The organism is Paenibacillus sp. FSL P4-0338, assembly GCF_038002365.1.
Lineage (GTDB): Bacteria > Bacillota > Bacilli > Paenibacillales > Paenibacillaceae > Paenibacillus_AQ.
The window spans coordinates 1,798,011-1,817,659 of sequence record NZ_JBBOCG010000001.1 but is presented as its reverse complement, the minus strand read 5'-3'; the positions used below and the strand labels follow the sequence as shown (position 1 = coordinate 1,817,659).

The following is a 19,649-nucleotide window of genomic DNA, read 5'->3' as shown; positions in this document are numbered from 1 at the left end:
TAATCGTAATCATTACAAATAAAATTCAAAACTGCAAGGGTGTGAGCGATGCGCAGAGAAATCTCCTTTGTTAAAGTAAGCCCTACTCAAAACATGACGATCTTGGTTAAGAGCAGCCATGAGGAAGATGAATACGCTCCGATCGCGGTAAGAATGATGTCTTACGACAACGTAAATGCCGAGCAGGTGGGGTTCATTCAGAAGAAAGCCCGTCCGGATGCAGATGCTTCGCTCCAAATGGCCGGCGGCGAGTTTTGCGGAAATGCCTGTATGGCCTTGGCTGTACTGATGGCGAACCAGCAGGACCTTCACCCCTCCGGCTGCCAATCTATCACACTGGAGGCTTCAGGCACAGATCAACTGGTTGATTGCGTGGTGACGAGAACAGCAGAGAGTTACCTGTGTCAGGCCAGGATGCCCATCCCGCTGAAGCTGGAAACCAAGGTATTCAAGTATAGCGGCAATGAATATTTGGTGGGTCTGATCCAGTACTCCGATTTCCTTCATGTGGTAGTCGAGGTCCGTCAGTTTACGAACCCGTTCAAAAGAATGGCTCATAGCTTAGCCAAGCTGCTTGAAATTACATCGTCCAATCAGCTGATTGGCATCCTGCTGTTTAAGCCAAGCTCAAGCGAGCTTCTGCCGCTGATTTATATCCCAGCGCTGGATAGTATGATCTGGGAGAGAGGCTGCGGTTCGGGGACCGCTTCTCTTGGTGCCTATATGGCTTGGAAGAACAAGTCCTCCTTCGAAGGGGCCATTCAGCAGCCCGGAGGTATCATCAGTGTATCGGCACAGCTGGAGCAAGAACAACTTGTCGGCTTAAGTATTTCAGGCCATGTCAACATCGTGGCGGAAGGAACAGCCTATATCGACCTGTAATCATTGTAGAAGAGAAGGGGAGGTTTGAACATGCTTCTAACTACACTCTATGGATTTGCAGCCAGGTTCCGGAGAATCGCTGATGCGTATGATGGTACTTCCGCTGAAAATCTGGAGCTCACGAAGATCATAGACGACTACACCGGATTCATTATGAATCCCCGCCATCAGGAAATCTGGGCAGAGATAGAACAACAAGATTCCAAGGAGGTGACGCAGCTAACAGCAGAATTAAGAGAAGTATCGGCACGGTGTGTTGCCATCATGGAGAAGTGTCGTGCCCTACACGTCTTGAACGGCGTGGAAGAGCGAAACGGATATTTCACTAATATTGAATCCAGCATTGAGCGTGAATTCGGCAGCTTTCAGGTGGAATCCACATCCAGGGTAGTGATGGTTGGCTCGGGAGCTTTCCCGATGACGCCCATGCTGATAGGCAGGCGTACGAATGCCGAAGTTCTGGGAATAGACATTGACAAGGAAGCTGTGCAATTGAGCAATGAAGTGCTGAAGAAGATAGGGAATCATTCGCCATTACGTCTTTTAACAGGGGAAGTTATTCAGTTCAAGGCTGAGTTGAAGCAAGCGACACACATCATATTCAGCTCCACTGTGGCGGAGAAGTACGATCTGCTGGACCGGTTGTATGCATTAACCAGCGGGCAAGTGGTAGTAGCTATTAGGTATGGTAACCACCTAAAGTCACTGTTTAATTACCCGATGGAAGCTGTGGATGAGACCAAGTGGAAGCTATCTGAACAAATTCTGTGTCCTGATCAGGTCTTTGATGTCGCGCTATATTGCAAGGCTCAGCCAACATTGTAAGAGAGGAGGCTTCATGTGGACGAATTCAGACGTGTATTATTACTCGGGACCGGACCGGTGACCCTTCAGCTGGCGGTCTTGTTCAAGAAGCATTTCGACTCCTATCTAGGCATCGCCGGGAGAATCTCCCGCAGGTCTGAGTCATTGATGGCCGCGCTTCACGCAGACGGTAATCGGTTGTTCACTACCGCACAGAATGATTCACACCGCAGGATGGCAGGTGAATGCCGTGCAGATCAGGTTTTTCAGGACTATAGGGCGGTAAAGGGGACATGGGATACCCTCATTGTATCCGTCACCGCCGATGCCTATCTGGAGGTACTGCGCAGCCTGGATACACAACTGCTCACGCATGTGAAATGCGTCATTCTGGTGTCTCCGACGCTGGGTTCCAACCGTCTGGTTCACCATTACATACAGGAGACGGGCTCCAAGGCCGAAATTATAAGCTGTTCCACTTATCTGGGTGATACACGCTGGATTGACGGTGTACCTTCCAACCGTGCGATAACTACCGGGGTTAAGAAAAAAGTTTTCATTGGTTCATCACAGCCCGCGTCCCATCATCTCCACCTGCTGAAGCAGCTCTACGAACGTCTGGGAATTGCTCTGGTTGTCATGAAGTCTCCGCTGGAGGCGGAGAGCAGGAACATCTCCTTATTCGTTCATCCGCCGCTCTTCATGAATTCATTCTCGCTTAAGGCCATATTTGGCCAAGATCACAGCCGGAAGTATGTATACAAGTTATTCCCGGAGGGGCCAATTACTCCCCAGTTAATTCACGAAATGGTGGAGTGCTGGAGAGAGTTGTCAGCGCTGCTTGATGCCCTCGACCTGCCAAGCGTCAATCTGCTGAAGTTCATGACGGTCGACAATTATCCGGTCAGAGCGGAGAGTCTGCCGCAGCACATGATTGAAAGCTTCGAGTCGCTGGAGCCGATCCATCAGGAATACCTCGTATATGTCCGTTACGCCTCTCTCCTGATTGACCCGTTCTCGGATCCGGACCCGGAGGGAAGATACTATGACTTCTCCGCTGTCCCCATTCAATCTGTATTCATGAACAAGGATGGAGCATGGGATATCCCGCGGATGCCCAAGGAGGATTATTACCGCATTAAGATCATTCAGGGCATCGCAGAGCATGTGAAGGTGAGTTGTCCCACGATTGATACATTTATTGAACGGTATGAGCAACAACTGAAGCGTTCAGCCAAGGTGCTCCAGGGACAGCCCGTTTCCGAAGCGTTCCATGTCCAGTCATTTGCCGGCGATATTGAGCGGATCTGCAGCAATACAAAACTATACTAATCATTCAACTTGGGGGAGTTCAGATGAGAAAGAGATCTACTATTTTTGTGGCAGCAGTTACGATAGTGATGCTGCTCGCCGGATGCGGCGCGGCAGAGAACAGGCAGACGGAAGCGGGTAAGCCCGGCCAGGAGCTGGTATACGCCACGGTGAAGGATATCAACGATATGAATCCGCATTTGTATCCCGGCTCCATGCCGGCTCAAGGAATGGTCTACGAATCGCTGGTTGAGAATACACCGGGTGGTATCCAGCCCCTGCTTGCAGAATCCTGGGAGATCTCCCCGGACGGGACCGTCTATACGTTCCATCTGAGACAGGGTGTGACTTTCCACGACGGGCAGCCGTTTAATGCCGAAGCGGTGAAGCAGAATATAGATGCGGTGCAGCATAATGCCGCTAAGCATACCTGGATCAAGCTGTCAGACAAAATCAAAGAAACGAAGGTGACCGGTGAGCATACCTTTGAGTTGACCTTGTCAGAGCCGTATTACCCGACATTGCTTGAGCTATCCATGACAAGACCGTATGTCTTCCTGTCCCCGCAGGACTTCCTGAATGGAGAAACCAAGGATGGGGTGAAAGGCTATCATGGAACGGGCCCTTACCGTCTTGCTGAACACCGGACGGACCAATATGCGGTGTTTGAAGCGAATACTAAGTATTGGAACGGTACACCTGCCATCTCCAAAATCACGGCCAAGGTGCTGCCGACCGGGGAAACAACCTTCCTGGCCCTGCAAAAGGGGGAAGTCAACTTTGTGTTCACCGATGACCGCGGAACGGACAGTATCGATACGGAGGCTATGGACCGGCTGGCCGAATCCGGAGTCTATCAGGTCGTGAGAAGTGAGCCGATGAATACGAAAATGATTGTGGCCAATAGCGGCAAAGCAGACAGTCCCGTGCAGGATAGAGCCGTCCGCGAAGCGGTCTGGCACGCCATTGACCGGGATACGATCGCCGGGCAAATCTTCAGCGGCAAGGAAACTCCCGCCGGGACCTTGTTCTCTTCCAATGTGAACTATGCGGATATCGGACTGAAACCGCGGGCCTACGATTTGCAGGAAGCAGAGCGTCTCCTGGAAGAAGCCGGCTGGACCCGCTCCGGCGAAGAGACCCGCACGAAGGGGGGCAAACCTCTGTCCATGACATTATATTATGATGCCGCTTCGTTATCCCAGAAGACGGAGGCCGAGCTGATCCAGAATACCGTCAAAAGCATAGGCATGAAGCTGGAGCTGTTGGGTGAGGACTCCTCCTCCATTGCAAGCCGCAGAGCAGCGGGGAACTATGACCTCCTGTTCAACCAGACCTGGGGGCTTGCTTATGACCCGCAAAGCACAGTCTCTGCATTCACTTCGGAAACCGCGTATTACCATGCCATCAAAGGCATCGGCCGGGCCGAGCAGCTCAAGGGCAAAATTGAAGAAGTCATGGTAACCTCGGATGAGGAGAAGCGCAAAGCTCTGTATGCAGATATTTTGACAACGGTTCATGAAGAGGCCCTATTCATTCCGTTAACGAACGGCAATCTTACCGTAGTCGCTCCCGGCACCCTGCAGGGCATCAGCTTCAAGCAAACGCAATTTGAGCTTCCCTTCGAGCGTATGAGCTTCAAATAAGCCGGAGGCGGAAAGGAAGGTCTGTATGAGCGGATATATTCTCAAAAGGACACTGCTGGCAGCGCCGCTGCTGATCATTATTTCGTTCCTGACCTTTGCGCTGAATCATCTGTCCCCGCTGAATCCGGCTGAGGTGGTTCTGCGCTCTCAGGGGGTGCCGCAGATTACGGAGACGTTAATTGCGGAGACTGAAGCAGCACTCGGGATGGACAGGCCGTTTCTGATCCGTTATGCGGATTGGCTGGTCTCCTGCCTGCGGCTGGATTTCGGCGATTCCTATATTACGGGGACTCCGGTGTGGTCTTTGCTGGGCCCGGCTCTGCTTAATACGCTGAAGCTGACGATGGTATCCGTTATTGTCATCCTGGCATTATCTGTGGGTCTGGGAATTCTCTGTGCGCTGAAAGAAGGCCGGCTGCTGGACCGCTCGGTCCGCGGTGTCTCCTTCTTCCTGACATCTATGCCGTCTGCCTGGCTTGCAGCCATGATGATCTGGTATTTCTCCGTCAAGCTGGACTGGCTTCCGACCAGCGGCATGGATTCATCCGCCGGCTATATCCTGCCCGTGACGGTGCTGACTGTCAGTTATGCGGGAATCTACTTCCGTATCATCCGCAGCTCCATGCTGAGCCAGCTACATGAGGACTATACGCTATATGCAAGGGCATGCGGTTTGCCTGAGCGGAAGATTACACTTCGCATGCTTAAGAATTCCATGCAGGTCGCGGTATCGGTGTTCTGCATGGCAGTTCCGGTTATCCTGGGAAGCACCGTTGTGGTAGAGAGCATCTTCGCCTGGCCGGGGCTTGGAGCCTTAACCGTGAACTCCATACTGGGGCGGGATTTCCCGGTTATTCAGGCTTATGTCCTGGTGCTCGCAGCGTCCTTCGTGCTGTTCAACACCTTGTCAGATCTTATCAATGCAGCGCTGAATCCAAGGCTGAGGAAGGAGTTCTAGATGACTGTCTATCGTAAAATGTGGAGCGACAAGCTGGCCGCCTTATCACTGACGGTCACTGCAATGGTCGCAATCCTTGGCATTTGCGCTCCTTGGTTTGCTCCTCACAGCCCGGAACAAGTCCATATGGAGCTGCGCTACGCATCCCCATCGTGGCAGTACCTGCTGGGCAATGATCATCTCGGACGCTGTGTGCTGTCCAGATTAATCTATGGTATTCGTCCCAGTGTGCTTTGGGTTTTTGCCGCGCTTCTGGTCTCCTTGTCCTTCGGGGGCGTTCTCGGAATTCTGGCAGGCTACTTCCGGGGGAAGACGGATCACATGATCATGAGAGTCTGCGACATCATGCTTTCCTTTCCCGGATACGTCATGTCGCTGGCTGTAGTCGGTATATTGGGGCCGGGAATCCAGAATATTCTGATTGCCTTCGTGATCATGAAATGGGCTTGGTTTGCCCGCGTCATCCGCACCTCCGTGATGCAGTTTGCTGAAGCTGATTATGTCAGATTTGCTAAGGCAATAGGGATGGGCAACGTTAAGATCATATGGAGGCACATCCTGCCTGTAGCGCTGCCGGATATTGCAGTGATCTCCAGCAGTGCTTTTGGAACCATGATCCTGCAGATTTCCGGGCTGTCCTTTCTCGGTCTGGGCATTCAGGCACCTCACGCGGAGTGGGGGATGATGCTGAATGAAGCAAGAGGGGTCATGTTCTCCCGGCCTGAGCTGATGCTGGCCCCGGGACTTGCGATCGTAATCGTGGTGTCGGCGGTTAATTTCTGCTCCGACGCCCTTCAAGCAGCACTCGACCCCAAGCTGCAAAGCAGCACCCGCAAATCACTCCGTGGCCTGGGGTTGTTCCCGGCCAAACCGAAGGGAGAAGAGGTGGCATAACGATAGTGAACATACTAGATGTTTCGAATTTGCGGATATGGGACGATACGACGGGCAAGGTGGTGGTCTCTGACAGCTCCTTTCAGGTGAGGCAGGGGCGCTGTCTGGCTATTGTCGGAGAGAGCGGCAGCGGCAAGTCTGTCACCTGCCGGGCGATCATGAGATTGAATACCTTCAACATGAGACAGTCAGGGAGTATTCGGCTGAACGGGGTTGACCTCGCAGAGCTGTCCGAAGCGGATATGCGCAGGCACAGAGGCAAGCACTTGTGTCTGATTATGCAGCAAGGCATGCGGGCGTTCGATCCTTCAAGCCCGGTCGGAAGCCATTTCAGAGATACACTTCGGCAGCATTATGGCTGGGGCCGGACTGAGATCACGTCCAGAATGGCCAAGGCCATGGAGAGCGTCAGGCTGCATGATCCGGTTGCGCTAATGAACAAATACCCGCATCAGCTATCCGGAGGAATGCTGCAGCGGATGATGATTGCGCTGGCGATTGTTCTTGAGCCCACGCTGATTATTGCCGATGAGCCCACCTCGGCGCTGGACACGCTGTCGCAGTTTGAAGTGCTTGAGCAGCTGATAGCCCTGCGGGAGGAGACAGGCTGCGCCATGATCTTCGTCTCCCATGATCTGGGCATTGTGCAGCGGATCGCTGACGATATCGTGGTGATGAGAGACGGCGAAATTCTGGAGTGCGGAACAACGGCTGACATTTTCTCGGGGACCAGGCATGAATATACCAGACATCTCCTGGATGCGAAGCAGAGGCTGAACCGGCATTTCAGGCACAGGATGGGAGGGCATCAGCATGTTGACCGTTAGTCAGGTGGAGAAATCCTATGGAGGCGGGAGAAGGTCATCCCGCAGCCCCAAGAAGGTGTTACATAATATCAGCTTTGTCTTGGAGAAGGATGAGGTGCTGGGCATTATCGGGGAGAGCGGCAGCGGCAAATCAACCTTGGGAAGGCTGCTGCTTGGCATCGAGAAGCCGGATAAGGGAAGCCTTCATTTCGAAGACAGAGATATAGCAGAGCGCTCAGGCCGAAGGAGGAGGATTAGTGCAGTATTTCAGGACTATACTTCTTCTATTCATCCCTACTATACGGTAGAGAAAGCCCTGGCCGAGCCGCTTAAGCTGTACGGGTGGAAGGACGGGGACATCAGGCTGAGAATAGACTTCCTGCTGCGCCAGGTTGGACTGGATTCCTCTTACCGCAGCAAGTATCCTCATGAATTGTCCGGGGGAGAAGCGCAGCGGGTGTGTATTGCCAGAGCCATTTCCACAGAACCGAAGTGCATTGTGCTGGATGAAGCCGTCAGTTCGCTTGACGCCTCCGTCCAATTTCAGGTGCTGGAGCTGCTGAAGGAGCTGAAGGCATCCTACGGCATGAGCTACATCTTCATCACACATGATATCCAGGCAGCCGTCTATTTGTGTGACCGCTTGATGTTTATCCGTGACGGGCAGATTGAAGAGATCGTGTCTGCCGGGCAGTTAACTGAAGTCCGCTCGGAATACGCCTCAATCATGCTGCACATGGCATTAGAACTGGCAGGCCAGGATGAAGGCTGCAATGCCGGCGGGGAGAAACGGAAGGAGAGAATATGGTGAAGGGAGCCCTCGCTTGGCCCTTTCTGCGCTTATATGCATTAACACTCTTGTATTTCAGTGCGAACTCCATTCTGAACGTAATCATTCCCTTAAAAGGAGAATCCCTGGGGGCCAGCAATTCGGCCATTGGTATCGTGATGGGGGCGTATTTATTCACCACCATGTTCCTCCGTCCCTGGGCGGGCCAGGTTATTCATCAGTGGGGGCCTGTTAAAGTACTGCGTGTCATTCTGGTGATTAACGCACTAGCCTTATCGTTATATACCTTTACCGGCTTAGGCGGCTTTTTTCTCGCCCGGATGCTGCAAGGGGTGTGCACAGCTTTTTTCTCGATGTCCCTGCAGTTAGGCATCATTGATGTTCTGCCGGAGAAGGATCGCTCACAAGGTATTTCTATGTATTCGCTTTGTGCATCAATGCCCGGTGTAATAGGCCCTTTACTCGCAGTGAACATCTGGGAAGCGGGGGAGATGAGCACTTTCACAGTGGTGTTGATTGGAATCGCTGTACTCACAGGAGCTGTAGGATTCAGCGCCACGATACAGACGGGGGCAGATCATCGGCCCATTGTTCAGAAATCCGGCATGCGGGGGTCGTTTGGGCAGCTATTGACGAATCCGGATTTATTCCGTTGCAGCGTGCTGATGCTGGCGGCATCCATTGTATTTGGCGCAGTGACCACCTTCATCCCTTTGTATGCAGCCCAGATTGATCATGGCAGTGCTGCCGTATATTTAATGCTGCAGGCAGCCATGATTGTTGCCGCACGATTTTTTTTGCGCAAAAAGATCCCCTCGGACGGACAATGGCATCCTGCATTTGTGGCATGGATTATGACTGCACTCACGGCAGCGTCTTTATGCACAGGCCTGTCTTCTATCAGCGGATTTGCCGTGTTTTATTGCGGCGCCTTATTCATGGGACTTGCCCAGGCGTTGCTGTACCCTACCTTAACGACCTACTTGACATTTGTACTCCCGGAGCTTAACCGTAACGTGTTGATCGGCCTGTTTATTGCTATGGCGGATCTCGGCGTATCGCTTGGCGGAGTAGTGATGGGCCCCGTTGCTGACTGGTTATCCTATGCTTGGACGTACTATATCTGTGCAGTATTGGGCGGTTTGTTATTGCTATTTGTATATTGTAAGAGGCTTAATGATTAACCCAATTTCAAGACCTTCACCAGCAGGAAGCCTAACACGGATAGCAGAACAGATCCAATGAATCCGGCTCCGAAGGCCTTTAGGCCCATGCGTCTAAAAGCAGCCAAATCTACGTTCAGACCCAGGCCTGCCATAGCCATTGCAATGAGGAAATACGCAGCAAGTATAAGCTTATCCGTGATTGCTTCAGGAATGATCTGCAAAGTATTGACGGTGCTCATTAGCAGGAACCCCAGGATGAACCACGGAACCGGTACAGACTTCCAATTGGATGGTCCGGACTCCGGGTTCTCCTGCCGCTCTTTGCGCTTGGCCCAGATTCCTATGATTACAGCGATCGGCACCAGCATGGTGACACGGGTTAATTTGACGATGACGGCCAGGTCAACCGCCTGCTTGCCGGCCGGCCCGGTTGCTGCAATGACATGAGCGATTTCATGGAGTGTGGCCCCTGAGAAGATGCCGTAGCCCAGTGGAGTCAGGGTAAGGAAAGGGTAGAGAAGGGTATACGTCAGTGTAAAAATGGTGCCTAAGATTGCAACGGTTGCCGCGCTGATCGCCGTCTCCTCGTCACTGGCTTTGAGCTGCGGAGCGATGGCTATTACCGCTGCTGCTCCGCAGATCGCCGTGCCGCAGGCCGTCAGCAGCCCCAGTCTGGATTCTACCTTGAACCATCTCGCCAGACCAAGCACCGTACAGATCGTGAACCCGATACACACCAAGGCGATTAGCACCACCTTGGGACCAGCCTGAAGGATATCCTTCAGGCTAAGTCTCATGCCCAGCAGGATGATGCCATACCGCAAAAGCTTTTTGGAGGTAAAGGAGATTCCGGGTGTTAAATAACTTGGAACGCCTAGCGTGGCTCTCCAGATCATTCCGAGCAGAATAGCTATGACTAATTGCCCCATAATGCACAGGAAGGGGAAGGCGGATACGTATTTGGCGAACAGGGCCAGCATTAGAGGCAAGGCGATACCGAGCGCAAAGCCCAGCTTCTTCTTTTCTTCCATGTGCACAGCTAAGTGTAGATTCATCGAAGTCACGTCCAATAGGTTGAATTTAGTTCCTTTAAACACTATATTCAGTTATGATTGATTAGGGAAATACGGATTTTAAATGTATATCATAATAAAATGTTATCTTAAAGGGGCGCGCGAACGATCATGCTTGAATCCTTGGTGGTCTATGTAACGGTTGTGGAGCAGCGGAACTTCTCCAGGGCGGCAGAGCTTCTGCATCTGTCACAGCCTGGGGTCAGTCTGCAGATCCGTAATCTGGAGAAGGAACTCGGCGTAAAGCTCATGAACCGTTCGCCCAAATGGGTGAAGCTGACGGAAGCAGGGGAGCTGTTCTATAGACGGGCGAAGGAAATGCTGAATCTCTATGAGTCTGTTAAGCTCGATCTGGCCCGGCTGCATGATACCGTGAGCGGAAGCTTACATATCGGGGCAAGCTTTACGATTGGCGAATATGTGTTGCCCCGGCTGTTCTCATCCTTCGCCAAGCAATATCCCGATGTGGACATGGGGATGACGATTGCGAATTCAACGGAGATTGTCTCTGCCTTGCGGGAGAATAAGATTGAAGTGGGGCTGATTGAAGGAAGCATCGAGGCGGCGGATCTGCAGGTTGTTCATTTTATGAAAGACGAACTGATTATCGTCGCTGCTGAGAATCACCCGCTCTCACGAACCGGCGCGGTGGAGGTGGGCGTACTCCAGGATCAGATATGGGTGCTGCGTGAGAGCGGTTCGGGGACGCGTTCGTTCAGCAATCATTTTTTGGCACAGGCTGGTCTAAGAATGAAGCGCTCGTATGAGATCAACAGCAGTCAGGGAGTGAAGGAGGCTGTCGCTAACGGACTGGGGATTTCTATTCTCTCGAAGTGGGTGGTCCGCAGGGAGATCGAGACCGGTAAGCTCATAGAAATTCCTGTGCAAGGCCTGAGCCTTGAAAGAGACTTCTCGATTGTGCGGCTGACCGGTCATGTTCCCAGCAGAGCGAACGAGGTGTTCGTGGAGCGATTGGTGAAGCTGGATAGTACATTTGCCTGAACCAGAATAGTGACGAGGTCATTTAATGGTCTGGTATACGAGGCCTATGGCACCAGAATCAAACGTCTTATTTTCGATAAGCTTCAGATTAGTCTTCTCCCGGATACCTTGGAATAACGGTAAGCCGCTGCCGATCACGACGGGGGAGACCGTAATTTTATACTCATCGATTAAGCCAAGCTGCATAAGAGTGTGTGCGAACCGGGGACTGCCGAGAATGACGATATCCTGACCTGGCTGCTCTTTGAGACGCTGGATCTCTTCCTCGACGTTCTCTTTGACCAGTCTGGAATTATTCCATTCAACGTTCTCCAGGGTTGTGGAAAAGACCACTTTGGCTGTCTTCTCAATCCATTCTGCATGATCCCGTTCGTGCTGCGAAGCGGAGGGATATGCTGGGACGGAAGGCCAATAACTATGCATCATTTGATATGTACCACGACCCCAAATGACCGTGTCCGCAGTACTCAGAATTTCCCTCGCGTGGCTCTCCAGATCAGCATCATAGGCAACCCAGCTAATATCCATTGGGCCGTTCGGGCCTTCTACAAAACCGTCAAGCGAAGCGTGCAGAAATAGAACGAGTTTTCTCATCTTCATTAATCCTCCGATATCCAATTTGGTTATTGGATTTAGTATAACTCATTAAAATTAAAGATTGAAACAAGAGAAAAGTTGGATAATAATGATAATGTTAACTTTATCAAATTAATTGGAGGAAAAGCAATTGCGCAAACAGAGAGTAACCAGCACCTTTTTAATCACTATTTTTGCAGTATTCTATTTATTTAGTGGAGTATCGGCTGCTAACAGCATCTCACCAAGTAGTGACTTGAAACCATTATGGAACATCTCAAATGAATCTGAACTGGATATGTTCCTACAAGCACCGTACCATGTGCCTAATACCAATACAGTTTATATTCATACCAATACCTTTGTGAATTCTGAGACAAAAAGCTGGATGGTTAGTGTAGTTTCAGCCGTAGATAAGACTACAGGTAAGAAAAAATGGTCATTTGATTTTTATAAAAAAGGGATACCTTATCCATGGACTACTTCTGATTTCACCTACAGTCAGAGCGGTTCTATCTATGCCTTGGTGAAAGACGGGGGTGGGTCAAGATTATATTCTGTTAACTCCTACGGAAAGCAAAATTGGGTGATAAACGTTCCGGATGCCCAGAACCTATACGCAATGAACAATGGTACAGTGTAGTTAATAAACTCCGATAAAGTAGATTCAAAAGGTAACCGCACACCATGGGCTTATGCATATAGTCAAAACGGAAAAAAGACGGGGGAGAAATCACTAACACAAATGTACTCGGTTATAGACGGCCAATATCTTGTCACGCAGACAGGGCCATTTGGAAAATCCAAACTTGAAGTGTTTGGCCCAACGTTAAATCGATTGTTTACTTATACGCCTCCTGCAGGAGCAGGGTTATACGTTGACGAAATGTCCTGGCGTATAAATAAAAGTAATATACTCCTGCGTATGAACTTACCAAAAACAGGGAATCGATTAATCGCGATAGATTCAAAAGGCAAGACTTTGTGGGGAAAAAATATAGCTGGAGATGCTTCGGTTCAATCCATAGGCGAGAATTATGCCATATATGAGAATAATGAGTTAAGTGTTTTTGGAGCAAAAGGACTCATTGTAAAAAAGCCAATTCAATTAGGTGATCCTATGAATGTAGTCTTAAATACTACAGATAATAAAATCAGAGTTCACTCTGAGAATTGGATGGATATTCTAGATCCAATTACACTCAACATTATGTATCATATTCCATATGATGATGATGAGAAACAATTGGAATATTATTATGCTGGAGATGGATATCTGTATTTATTAAAAAATGGTTACCAATTATCTCAGTTTAAATTAGACAAGGTCACAAATTCAAAATAACTAAAATGAAACTACCGCTGATGAAGCCGCGGTAGTTATTTTTGTAAGCAATTATAAAGTTACCTTTAACTTCTTCACAAAACCCGTATTTTGTACATATGTCATAAGCAGGCTAAGTTCATGTGAGACTATGTTCTTGGTCTGTTGTCGCAGGACAAGAACATAGTCCTTTGTAGGACAAGTACTTGGTCCCATTGGCGATTAATCCCCTATTTCGGCCACAAAAAAACAACTCGAGTGAGTTGTTTTAATAATCATGCTTCTTTATATATGAACTAACGTAATTAATCAGTTCATATTTTTTTGGATATTCGATGGATCACAAGCTTTACTAGCTACCCTATCGGGAGAAATGGATGTGAAATGAACGAATGATAAACATCCATTGATGCTTTAATTCAAGCTCTAAAGACTTGTCCACTTTCACTATTTTCCGGTAACGATGCCAACTTGATAATTTTATGTACTACTGTTGCGGGGTCTGTTTCTCCAAGAGGGTGTTGTTCTGTCTTTAGAACGCCTGGATCAAACATGTTAACTAATATATTGTGTTTTTCTTCTTCCAAGGCAACGGTTCTCATTAACCCTTCTAATCCTGCTTTTGCAGCAGAATATGCTCCTAATCCTTCAAGTGCAGCATTAGCCGCTACTGAAGATATTGATACTATTCGTCCATATTGTTGATTTCTCATTAATGGAAGAAAAGCATTAGTCATCAAAAATTGACTATACAAGTTAAGTTTAATTGTATGATCCCAGGTATCGTAAGTCATATCATGTATTGGACTGAATTCGCCAGTTCCTCCAGCATTGTTGATAATAATATCTAGCTTCCCAAGTTCTGCAATGACCTGTTCACGAATTCTGTTGACATCTTCCAAATTTGTAACATCAGCACTAATGATTACAGATGAAGCACCATTGTTTTCAGATATTATAGTAGCGACTTCTTTTAATTTGTTCTCGCGTCTTCCTACCAATACAAGCTGGGCTCCTTCGGTTGCCAATTGTATTGCTGTTGCTCTGCCCAAACCCGTTCCTGCACCTGTCACCAAGGCAACTCGATTCGTTAATAATTTCATTGATATTCCTCCTAAATTTTGTTTTTTAATTTATACATCTGTTTACTTGCTTCCAAATGAATCAATCCACGATTTTTTAACGAAAAGCCCCACCTCTTTCAAGGGTTCGTGGTGTATTAATCCGAATTAAATATTCTTGACTTCGTAGTCAAGAATTACACAAAAAAAAGATCAAGACACGATCATGCCAAATGAAGTACGCAGAACCGTCTCGATCTGTTCACGGGATAAACCTGATTTTTGCATAACTCTCACACCCAGGATGGTGTTATTTAGGTAAGATGCAAGCTCTATACTCGTATACCGGTTGGAAATTAACTGTTGTTTCTGGCCACTACTTATGATCTTCTCTAATACTAGTTGAATCTCTTCTACCATGAGTTTAGCTTCGCGTGTGACCTGCTCGTCATCTGTTCCGAATTCGAGTGATGCATTTACAATTAGACACCCTTTGCAGCCAGTTTCATCGTCTAAAAGGGAATGTTGTAAGGCATCCAGTTTATCACCGGGAGACGAATCCAGGGCTTCAATATCTTTCAGTTTCGATACAACCTGTTCACGGTAAAGTGCCATCGCCTTCAGGAACAACGATCGCTTGTCTTTAAAAACACAGTACAAACTTTGCTTTTTGACTCCTGTGGTACGAGTAAGGTCCTCATAAGAAGTTGCTTTGAAGCCTTGATTCCAGAACACTTCCATTGACTGGTGTAATACACGATCGACATCAAATTCTCTTGGTCTGCTCATGGGATTAATATATCAGTTATTGACCATGTAGTCAAGAACTGATCGTTTTACATACTAATCTCTACGGAATTTACTTGGATGGATAAAAGCCCCTCAGCATCTCACGCATATCCGACTTAATATTAATATCCGGACGCTTTTCCTTGGCCAAAGCCTCAGCCTCTTCTACAGTTGCAGCAAGACCTAATTCAAGCAATAAGCCAGTAGCAACCGTACCTGTACGATTCCGTCCGCCAGCGCAATGGAAATAGACTGTCTTCCCGTTATTCACTGCTGCTGTTACCGCTTGGATCGCTGCTTGTACAGAACCTTCTTGGCCGCTCTCATCCTCTACAATTGGACAATGGTGACGTGTTACTTGCTCAGGGAAACCGTCTGCTTTGGTGCCGGTGTCTCTTAAATCAAACACATCTGAAATCTCTTGCTCATAGAGGGTATCAAGCAGTGCATTCTCCCCGCCAATATATACTTTACCTTCAATCAGTTCATGATAATTTACCATTATAATTCTCTCCTATCTCATTAGCAGCAGTTACTCCACCATCGTGACTATTCACCCGTTTCAGCGAATTGTTTGATGCGCTCGCCCACTTGATCACGAACCCGCTGGAAGACCGCCCACTTCTCCTCATCTGTTCCTTGAGCTTTCGCCGGATCGTCGAATCCCCAATGCTCCCGTTTCACCTGTGGCGGAGTAACCGGGCATTTATCTGCTGCATCTCCACATAATGTAATGACGAGATCAGAGCTATTCAGCAGCTGCGGATCAATAATATCTGATGTTTGACCTGAGATATCTATACCTACTTCACTCATCGCCTGAACGGCTTTCGGATTCAAACCATGAGCCTCAATGCCGGCACTGTAAACATTCCAGTCATTGCTCAAATATTTCTTGGCCCACCCTTCCGCCATCTGGCTCCGGCAGGAGTTTCCTGTGCACAAAAAGTAAATGGTCTTCTTATCCATAAGTCTCAATCTCCTTCGAGTTTAAAATAGGGTCAATGTTATATATAAACCAAGCAGTGTGATGAACAGCGTAGGGATCGTCAAAATAATGCCTGTTTTAAAGTACGTTCCCCAGGATATCTTTACTCCTTTGGTGGAAAGCACATGCAGCCACAGTAAGGTAGCCAGCGAACCAATCGGTGTTATCTTCGGTCCTAAATCAGAACCAATAACATTCGCATAGATCAATGCTTCCTTAATCATTCCGGAAGTGTTCGTGGCATCAATGGCCAGTGCATCAATCATTACAGTAGGCATGTTGTTCATTATGGAGGAGATCACCGCGGCAATAAAGCCCATCCCCATCGTTGCTGCGAACAGCCCTTGATCGGCAACGGCCTGGATGGCATCAGCTAACACATTCGTAAGACCCGCATTTCTTAGACCATATACGACAACATACATACCGATGGAAAAGAAAACAATCGCCCAAGGTGCTCCCTTCACCACTTCCATTGCAGGTACAGCTGGACTTCTCCTTGCCATAAGCAGGAAAAAGATTGCGATAACCCCGGCTACAACAGACACTGGGATATTCAGGAACTCACTCACGAAGTACCCTGCCAGCAGAACTGCTAATACCCACCAGGATAGCTTGAACATCTTCTTATCTTTGATAGCTTCCGCCGGATTTTTCAGCTGGGAGCTGTCAAAGTTTCTGGAAATGCTTTTGCGGAAGAAGAAATAAAGCACGAGAATACTTGCCCCTAAGGAGAATAAGGTAGGCATTAACATCCGTCCGGCATATTCCATAAAGGTTAATCCGAAAAAGTCAGCCGATACGATATTCACCAGATTGCTTACAACCAGGGGCAAAGACGTAGTATCTGCTATAAACCCGCTGGCAATGATGAACGGAAAAACCTTTTTCTCATCAAAATTCAGCGCACGGACCATAGCCAGCACAATTGGTGTTAGAATGAGCGCTGCTCCGTCATTAGCAAAAAATGCCGCTACTACAGCACCCAGAATGATGACATAGATAAACATTAGGGTTCCATTCCCGCTAGCAGCTTTGGCCATATGTAAAGCAGCCCATTCGAAGAATCCAATTTTATCGAGGATTAGGGAGATCAAAATGATTGCTACAAAGGCCAGTGTGGCATTCCACACAATCAACGTAACATCCAGAACATCCTTCAAGCTGACGACACCGACAAGTAAGGCGAGTAACGCTCCGCCGCAGGCAGACCAGCCAATGGACAGATGTTTAGGCTGCCAAATGACAAAAATTAATGTGACGATAAATATCAGACTTGCCAGAGCTACCAATGGTATTCCCTCATTGTATGTCTAACTCCACGCATCAGAGCACTCCCTTCAAAGAGTTAAGTTTAATGTCACGAATCATTATATAATTATATGATTATATATTCAACGAAAAAGTGTTACTCGCAGCATGCAGTTTTAGAAGGTTTATTCAAGTGCAAGAGAATGCCACTCGCATCCGGAGTGAGATTTAGGATCGCCTTAACATGGGGTTTATCTTCAATGTTTAAAGAATAGTACACCCACTGCCCCCTTTTCTGTTCCTTTACCAGTCCGCTGCTTTTTAATTTACGTAGATGCTGACTAACGGCTGGTTGAGAAATGTCAAAGAGATCCACGAATTCACATACACACCACTCTCGCTCTTTTAGAAGTGTAAGGATCGTGAGACGCGTCTTATCTCCAAGGAGCTTTAAGTCTTCTGCAAGATTATCAAGTGTATCCAATTTAAAATCTCCCCTCCCCGTATATAAGACAATACTTATATTCTAAGACCTTTAAGATGAATTATCAACTTTGCAAAATAATATTTGCAATTTGCAATTAATTGCGCTATAACTACATCAAGAGGTGAGAACAATGGAAACCCCGAGAGAACTATTCCAAATCATGACCCGGCGCTTAGGGCTTCTCAATAAGGACTGCTGCAGCGTAGGAGGGTGTACTCTTTCCGCAGCCCAAAGCCATCTTTTATATGAGATCGATCGGAGTCATAATCCTTCCATGCAACAAGTCGCCGAAACACTTGGCACTGATATTACAACCTTTAGCAGACAAGTCCAGTCTTTGGTAAAAATGAACTTGGTTAAAAAGACACCTAACCCCACAGATCGGAGAATTTTAACCCTGTCGCTTACAACTGAAGGAAAAATGGTAGCTACAACTATTGATCACCAAATGAATGAATACCTGAACGAAGCCTTTTCGCATATGAGTGAGTTTGAAGTAGAAACATTATTACGGTCCATTAAGCTTTTCAACGAATCTATGGGAAATCTCAGCAATTGCTGTGCACCTGTAAAAGGGTGATTTCTCTTCTTTTTTACTTGTATGTTGCAAATTATATCAACTAAGGAGTGTATAATCATGACCAAGCTTACGAATGATCAGATTCGCCAAAATGTACGGGGACGTTATCAAAAGATTGCTGTAAGAAACGTTGAGACTTCCTCTCCCAGCCGAACTTCTGCTGTCAGCAGTTGCTGTGACTCCCCATCTGATTTCAGTGCCATATCTGCTAAGTTGGGTTACTCCAGTGAGGATATGACACCTGAGATGATCAGTCGAGCAAGAGATAATGCCCTTAAAGGTAAGTTTAGTAACACCGAATTCAGATTGGGCGAAATAGAGCATCTTCCTGTTGCAGATAATTCGATCAACGTCATTATCTCCAACTGCGTGATTAATCTCTCCCCTGACAAACAGCAAGTATTCCGTGAGGCTTATCGTGTTCTTCAGCCTGCCGGTCGTCTTGCCATATCTGATATAGTAACTACAGCCGAGCTTCCTCCTGAGATCAAAAATGACCTGGATGAATTATATTCGGGTTGTATCTCAGGCGCCTCTTCCATTGCCGATTTGGAATTTATGCTTCAGGAAAGCGGCTTTACTGAAATCAGCATTGAGCCAAAGGGAGAATCTAAAACATTCATCAAAGATTGGATTCCAGGTTCGAACGTTGACCAATACATCGTCTCTGCTGTAATTAAAGCGAGAAAGTAATCTTAAGGGGATGTTCATGTGATTAGTACATTAACTGTTCGTCAGGCCACACCTGAGGATATTCAAAGCATTCTTCGTATCTACAATCAGGGGATCGAGGACCGGATCGCTACACTTGAAACAGAAACGAAAGACTCTTCATATATGGAATCATGGTTCAACGATCACCAAGGCCGTTTCAGCGTTTGGGTTGCTGAACGCGAAGGTGAAGTCATGGGCTGGGCCTCACTGAACCCATATTCTCACCGGTGCGCTTATAACGGCGTCGCTGACCTTTCTGTATATATTGATCGAAGCTTTCGTGGGCAAGGTGTAGGCAGCTCCCTCCTGGAATCCTTACACAAGGTAGCAAAAGAAAATAGCTTTTATAAAATGGTTCTCTTTACCTTTCCGTTTAATGAGAGTGGTCAAGGATTGTATCGAAAAATGGGCTACCGGCAGGTTGGTGTATTTGAGAAGCAAGGATTGATGGACGGAGCGTTCATTGATGTGATGATTATGGAGAAGCTACTATAAAAATGAAGATTAAAAGGAGAAGTTCCACCCGCAAACGGAGGAACTTCTCCTT

General features: G+C 47.8%; 23 protein-coding genes. 15 read left to right on the top strand and 8 right to left on the bottom strand.

Annotated features, from left to right (window positions below):
- The first annotated feature begins 48 nt into the window (after positions 1 to 48).
- Genes MKZ07_RS07860 through cntE form a run of 9 tightly spaced genes read left to right on the top strand, consistent with a single transcriptional unit; the run spans position 49 to position 9,275 of the window.
- Positions 49 to 882, top strand: coding sequence for a diaminopimelate epimerase (locus MKZ07_RS07860; RefSeq protein ID WP_036695313.1), 834 nt, complete (start codon positions 49 to 51; stop codon positions 880 to 882).
- A 30-nt stretch (positions 883 to 912) separates the two neighbouring features.
- Positions 913 to 1,707 (top strand): ribosomal RNA methyltransferase FmrO domain protein, encoded by a 795-nt coding sequence (locus MKZ07_RS07855; protein ID WP_036695312.1) that lies wholly within the window; start codon positions 913 to 915, stop codon positions 1,705 to 1,707.
- Positions 1,708 to 1,722: 15 nt separating this feature from the next.
- Positions 1,723 to 3,018: an opine metallophore biosynthesis dehydrogenase gene (locus MKZ07_RS07850; protein ID WP_036695310.1), complete on the top strand. Its 1,296-nt coding sequence runs from the start codon at positions 1,723 to 1,725 to the stop codon at positions 3,016 to 3,018.
- Positions 3,019 to 3,041: 23 nt separating this feature from the next.
- Entirely contained in the window at positions 3,042 to 4,643 is a 1,602-nt protein-coding gene (gene cntA / locus MKZ07_RS07845) for a staphylopine-dependent metal ABC transporter substrate-binding lipoprotein (RefSeq protein WP_341025467.1), read from the top strand.
- 25 nt (positions 4,644 to 4,668) lie between these two features.
- Positions 4,669 to 5,601, top strand: a complete 933-nt coding sequence (gene opp1B / locus MKZ07_RS07840; protein WP_036695308.1) for a nickel/cobalt ABC transporter permease — start codon at positions 4,669 to 4,671, stop codon at positions 5,599 to 5,601.
- On the top strand, positions 5,602 to 6,495 hold the full coding sequence (gene cntC / locus MKZ07_RS07835; protein WP_036695307.1) for a staphylopine uptake ABC transporter permease subunit CntC: 894 nt from the start codon (positions 5,602 to 5,604) through the stop codon (positions 6,493 to 6,495).
- A gap of 5 nt (positions 6,496 to 6,500) precedes the next feature.
- Positions 6,501 to 7,322, top strand: coding sequence for a staphylopine uptake ABC transporter ATP-binding protein CntF (gene cntF / locus MKZ07_RS07830; protein WP_036695306.1), 822 nt, complete (start codon positions 6,501 to 6,503; stop codon positions 7,320 to 7,322).
- Positions 7,309 to 8,112, top strand: a complete 804-nt coding sequence (locus MKZ07_RS07825; protein WP_063829025.1) for an ABC transporter ATP-binding protein — start codon at positions 7,309 to 7,311, stop codon at positions 8,110 to 8,112. The genes cntF and MKZ07_RS07825 overlap by 14 nt, the downstream gene beginning before the upstream one ends.
- Positions 8,109 to 9,275 (top strand): staphylopine family metallophore export MFS transporter CntE, encoded by a 1,167-nt coding sequence (gene cntE, locus MKZ07_RS07820; protein WP_341027926.1) that lies wholly within the window; start codon positions 8,109 to 8,111, stop codon positions 9,273 to 9,275. The genes MKZ07_RS07825 and cntE overlap by 4 nt, the downstream gene beginning before the upstream one ends.
- Here the strand turns inward: cntE and MKZ07_RS07815 are convergent.
- Positions 9,272 to 10,312: a YeiH family protein gene (locus MKZ07_RS07815; protein WP_341025463.1), complete on the bottom strand. Its 1,041-nt coding sequence runs from the start codon at positions 10,310 to 10,312 to the stop codon at positions 9,272 to 9,274. The genes cntE and MKZ07_RS07815 overlap by 4 nt on opposite strands.
- 129 nt (positions 10,313 to 10,441) lie before the next feature.
- Here MKZ07_RS07815 and MKZ07_RS07810 point away from each other — a divergent pair, with 129 nt between their 5' ends.
- The gene (locus tag MKZ07_RS07810; protein WP_156949633.1) at positions 10,442 to 11,332 is read left to right on the top strand and encodes a LysR family transcriptional regulator; all 891 of its coding nucleotides are present in this window, start codon (positions 10,442 to 10,444) and stop codon (positions 11,330 to 11,332) included.
- A gap of 18 nt (positions 11,333 to 11,350) precedes the next feature.
- Here MKZ07_RS07810 and MKZ07_RS07805 read toward each other — a convergent pair whose 3' ends face one another.
- Complete coding sequence (locus tag MKZ07_RS07805; RefSeq protein WP_341025462.1) at positions 11,351 to 11,926, bottom strand: dihydrofolate reductase family protein; 576 nt, start codon at positions 11,924 to 11,926, stop codon at positions 11,351 to 11,353.
- Between the two features lie 133 nt (positions 11,927 to 12,059).
- Here MKZ07_RS07805 and MKZ07_RS07800 point away from each other — a divergent pair, with 133 nt between their 5' ends.
- Positions 12,060 to 12,551 carry a hypothetical protein gene (locus tag MKZ07_RS07800; RefSeq protein WP_235218440.1) on the top strand — a complete coding sequence of 164 codons (492 nt, stop codon included), beginning with the start codon at positions 12,060 to 12,062 and terminating at the stop codon, positions 12,549 to 12,551.
- A 102-nt stretch (positions 12,552 to 12,653) separates the two neighbouring features.
- Positions 12,654 to 13,253: a hypothetical protein gene (locus tag MKZ07_RS07795; RefSeq protein WP_235218439.1), complete on the top strand. Its 600-nt coding sequence runs from the start codon at positions 12,654 to 12,656 to the stop codon at positions 13,251 to 13,253.
- A gap of 398 nt (positions 13,254 to 13,651) precedes the next feature.
- Here the strand turns inward: MKZ07_RS07795 and MKZ07_RS07790 are convergent, their stop codons facing one another.
- From MKZ07_RS07790 to MKZ07_RS07765, 6 genes are all read right to left on the bottom strand, one after another.
- Positions 13,652 to 14,335, bottom strand: a complete 684-nt coding sequence (locus tag MKZ07_RS07790; protein WP_341025460.1) for an SDR family NAD(P)-dependent oxidoreductase — start codon at positions 14,333 to 14,335, stop codon at positions 13,652 to 13,654.
- Positions 14,336 to 14,506: 171 nt separating this feature from the next.
- Positions 14,507 to 15,082, bottom strand: coding sequence for a TetR/AcrR family transcriptional regulator (locus MKZ07_RS07785; protein ID WP_036695301.1), 576 nt, complete (start codon positions 15,080 to 15,082; stop codon positions 14,507 to 14,509).
- Positions 15,083 to 15,152: 70 nt separating this feature from the next.
- Entirely contained in the window at positions 15,153 to 15,584 is a 432-nt protein-coding gene (locus tag MKZ07_RS07780) for a protein-tyrosine phosphatase family protein (RefSeq protein WP_036695300.1), read from the bottom strand.
- A 47-nt stretch (positions 15,585 to 15,631) separates the two neighbouring features.
- Positions 15,632 to 16,051, bottom strand: a complete 420-nt coding sequence (arsC, locus tag MKZ07_RS07775) for an arsenate reductase (thioredoxin) (RefSeq protein WP_036695298.1) — start codon at positions 16,049 to 16,051, stop codon at positions 15,632 to 15,634.
- Positions 16,052 to 16,072: 21 nt separating this feature from the next.
- Positions 16,073 to 17,362 (bottom strand): arsenic transporter, encoded by a 1,290-nt coding sequence (locus MKZ07_RS07770; protein ID WP_341025458.1) that lies wholly within the window; start codon positions 17,360 to 17,362, stop codon positions 16,073 to 16,075.
- Between the two features lie 116 nt (positions 17,363 to 17,478).
- Positions 17,479 to 17,805, bottom strand: coding sequence for an ArsR/SmtB family transcription factor (locus MKZ07_RS07765; protein WP_036696882.1), 327 nt, complete (start codon positions 17,803 to 17,805; stop codon positions 17,479 to 17,481).
- 133 nt (positions 17,806 to 17,938) lie between these two features.
- Between MKZ07_RS07765 and MKZ07_RS07760 the strand changes: the two genes are divergently transcribed.
- Genes MKZ07_RS07760 through MKZ07_RS07750 form a run of 3 tightly spaced genes read left to right on the top strand, consistent with a single transcriptional unit; the run spans position 17,939 to position 19,597 of the window.
- The gene (locus MKZ07_RS07760; protein ID WP_341025456.1) at positions 17,939 to 18,388 is read left to right on the top strand and encodes a MarR family winged helix-turn-helix transcriptional regulator; all 450 of its coding nucleotides are present in this window, start codon (positions 17,939 to 17,941) and stop codon (positions 18,386 to 18,388) included.
- 57 nt (positions 18,389 to 18,445) lie between these two features.
- Positions 18,446 to 19,081 (top strand): methyltransferase domain-containing protein, encoded by a 636-nt coding sequence (locus MKZ07_RS07755; RefSeq protein WP_036696879.1) that lies wholly within the window; start codon positions 18,446 to 18,448, stop codon positions 19,079 to 19,081.
- Between the two features lie 21 nt (positions 19,082 to 19,102).
- Positions 19,103 to 19,597 carry an arsinothricin resistance N-acetyltransferase ArsN1 family A gene (locus tag MKZ07_RS07750; protein ID WP_036696891.1) on the top strand — a complete coding sequence of 165 codons (495 nt, stop codon included), beginning with the start codon at positions 19,103 to 19,105 and terminating at the stop codon, positions 19,595 to 19,597.
- Positions 19,598 to 19,649: the final 52 nt, after the last annotated feature.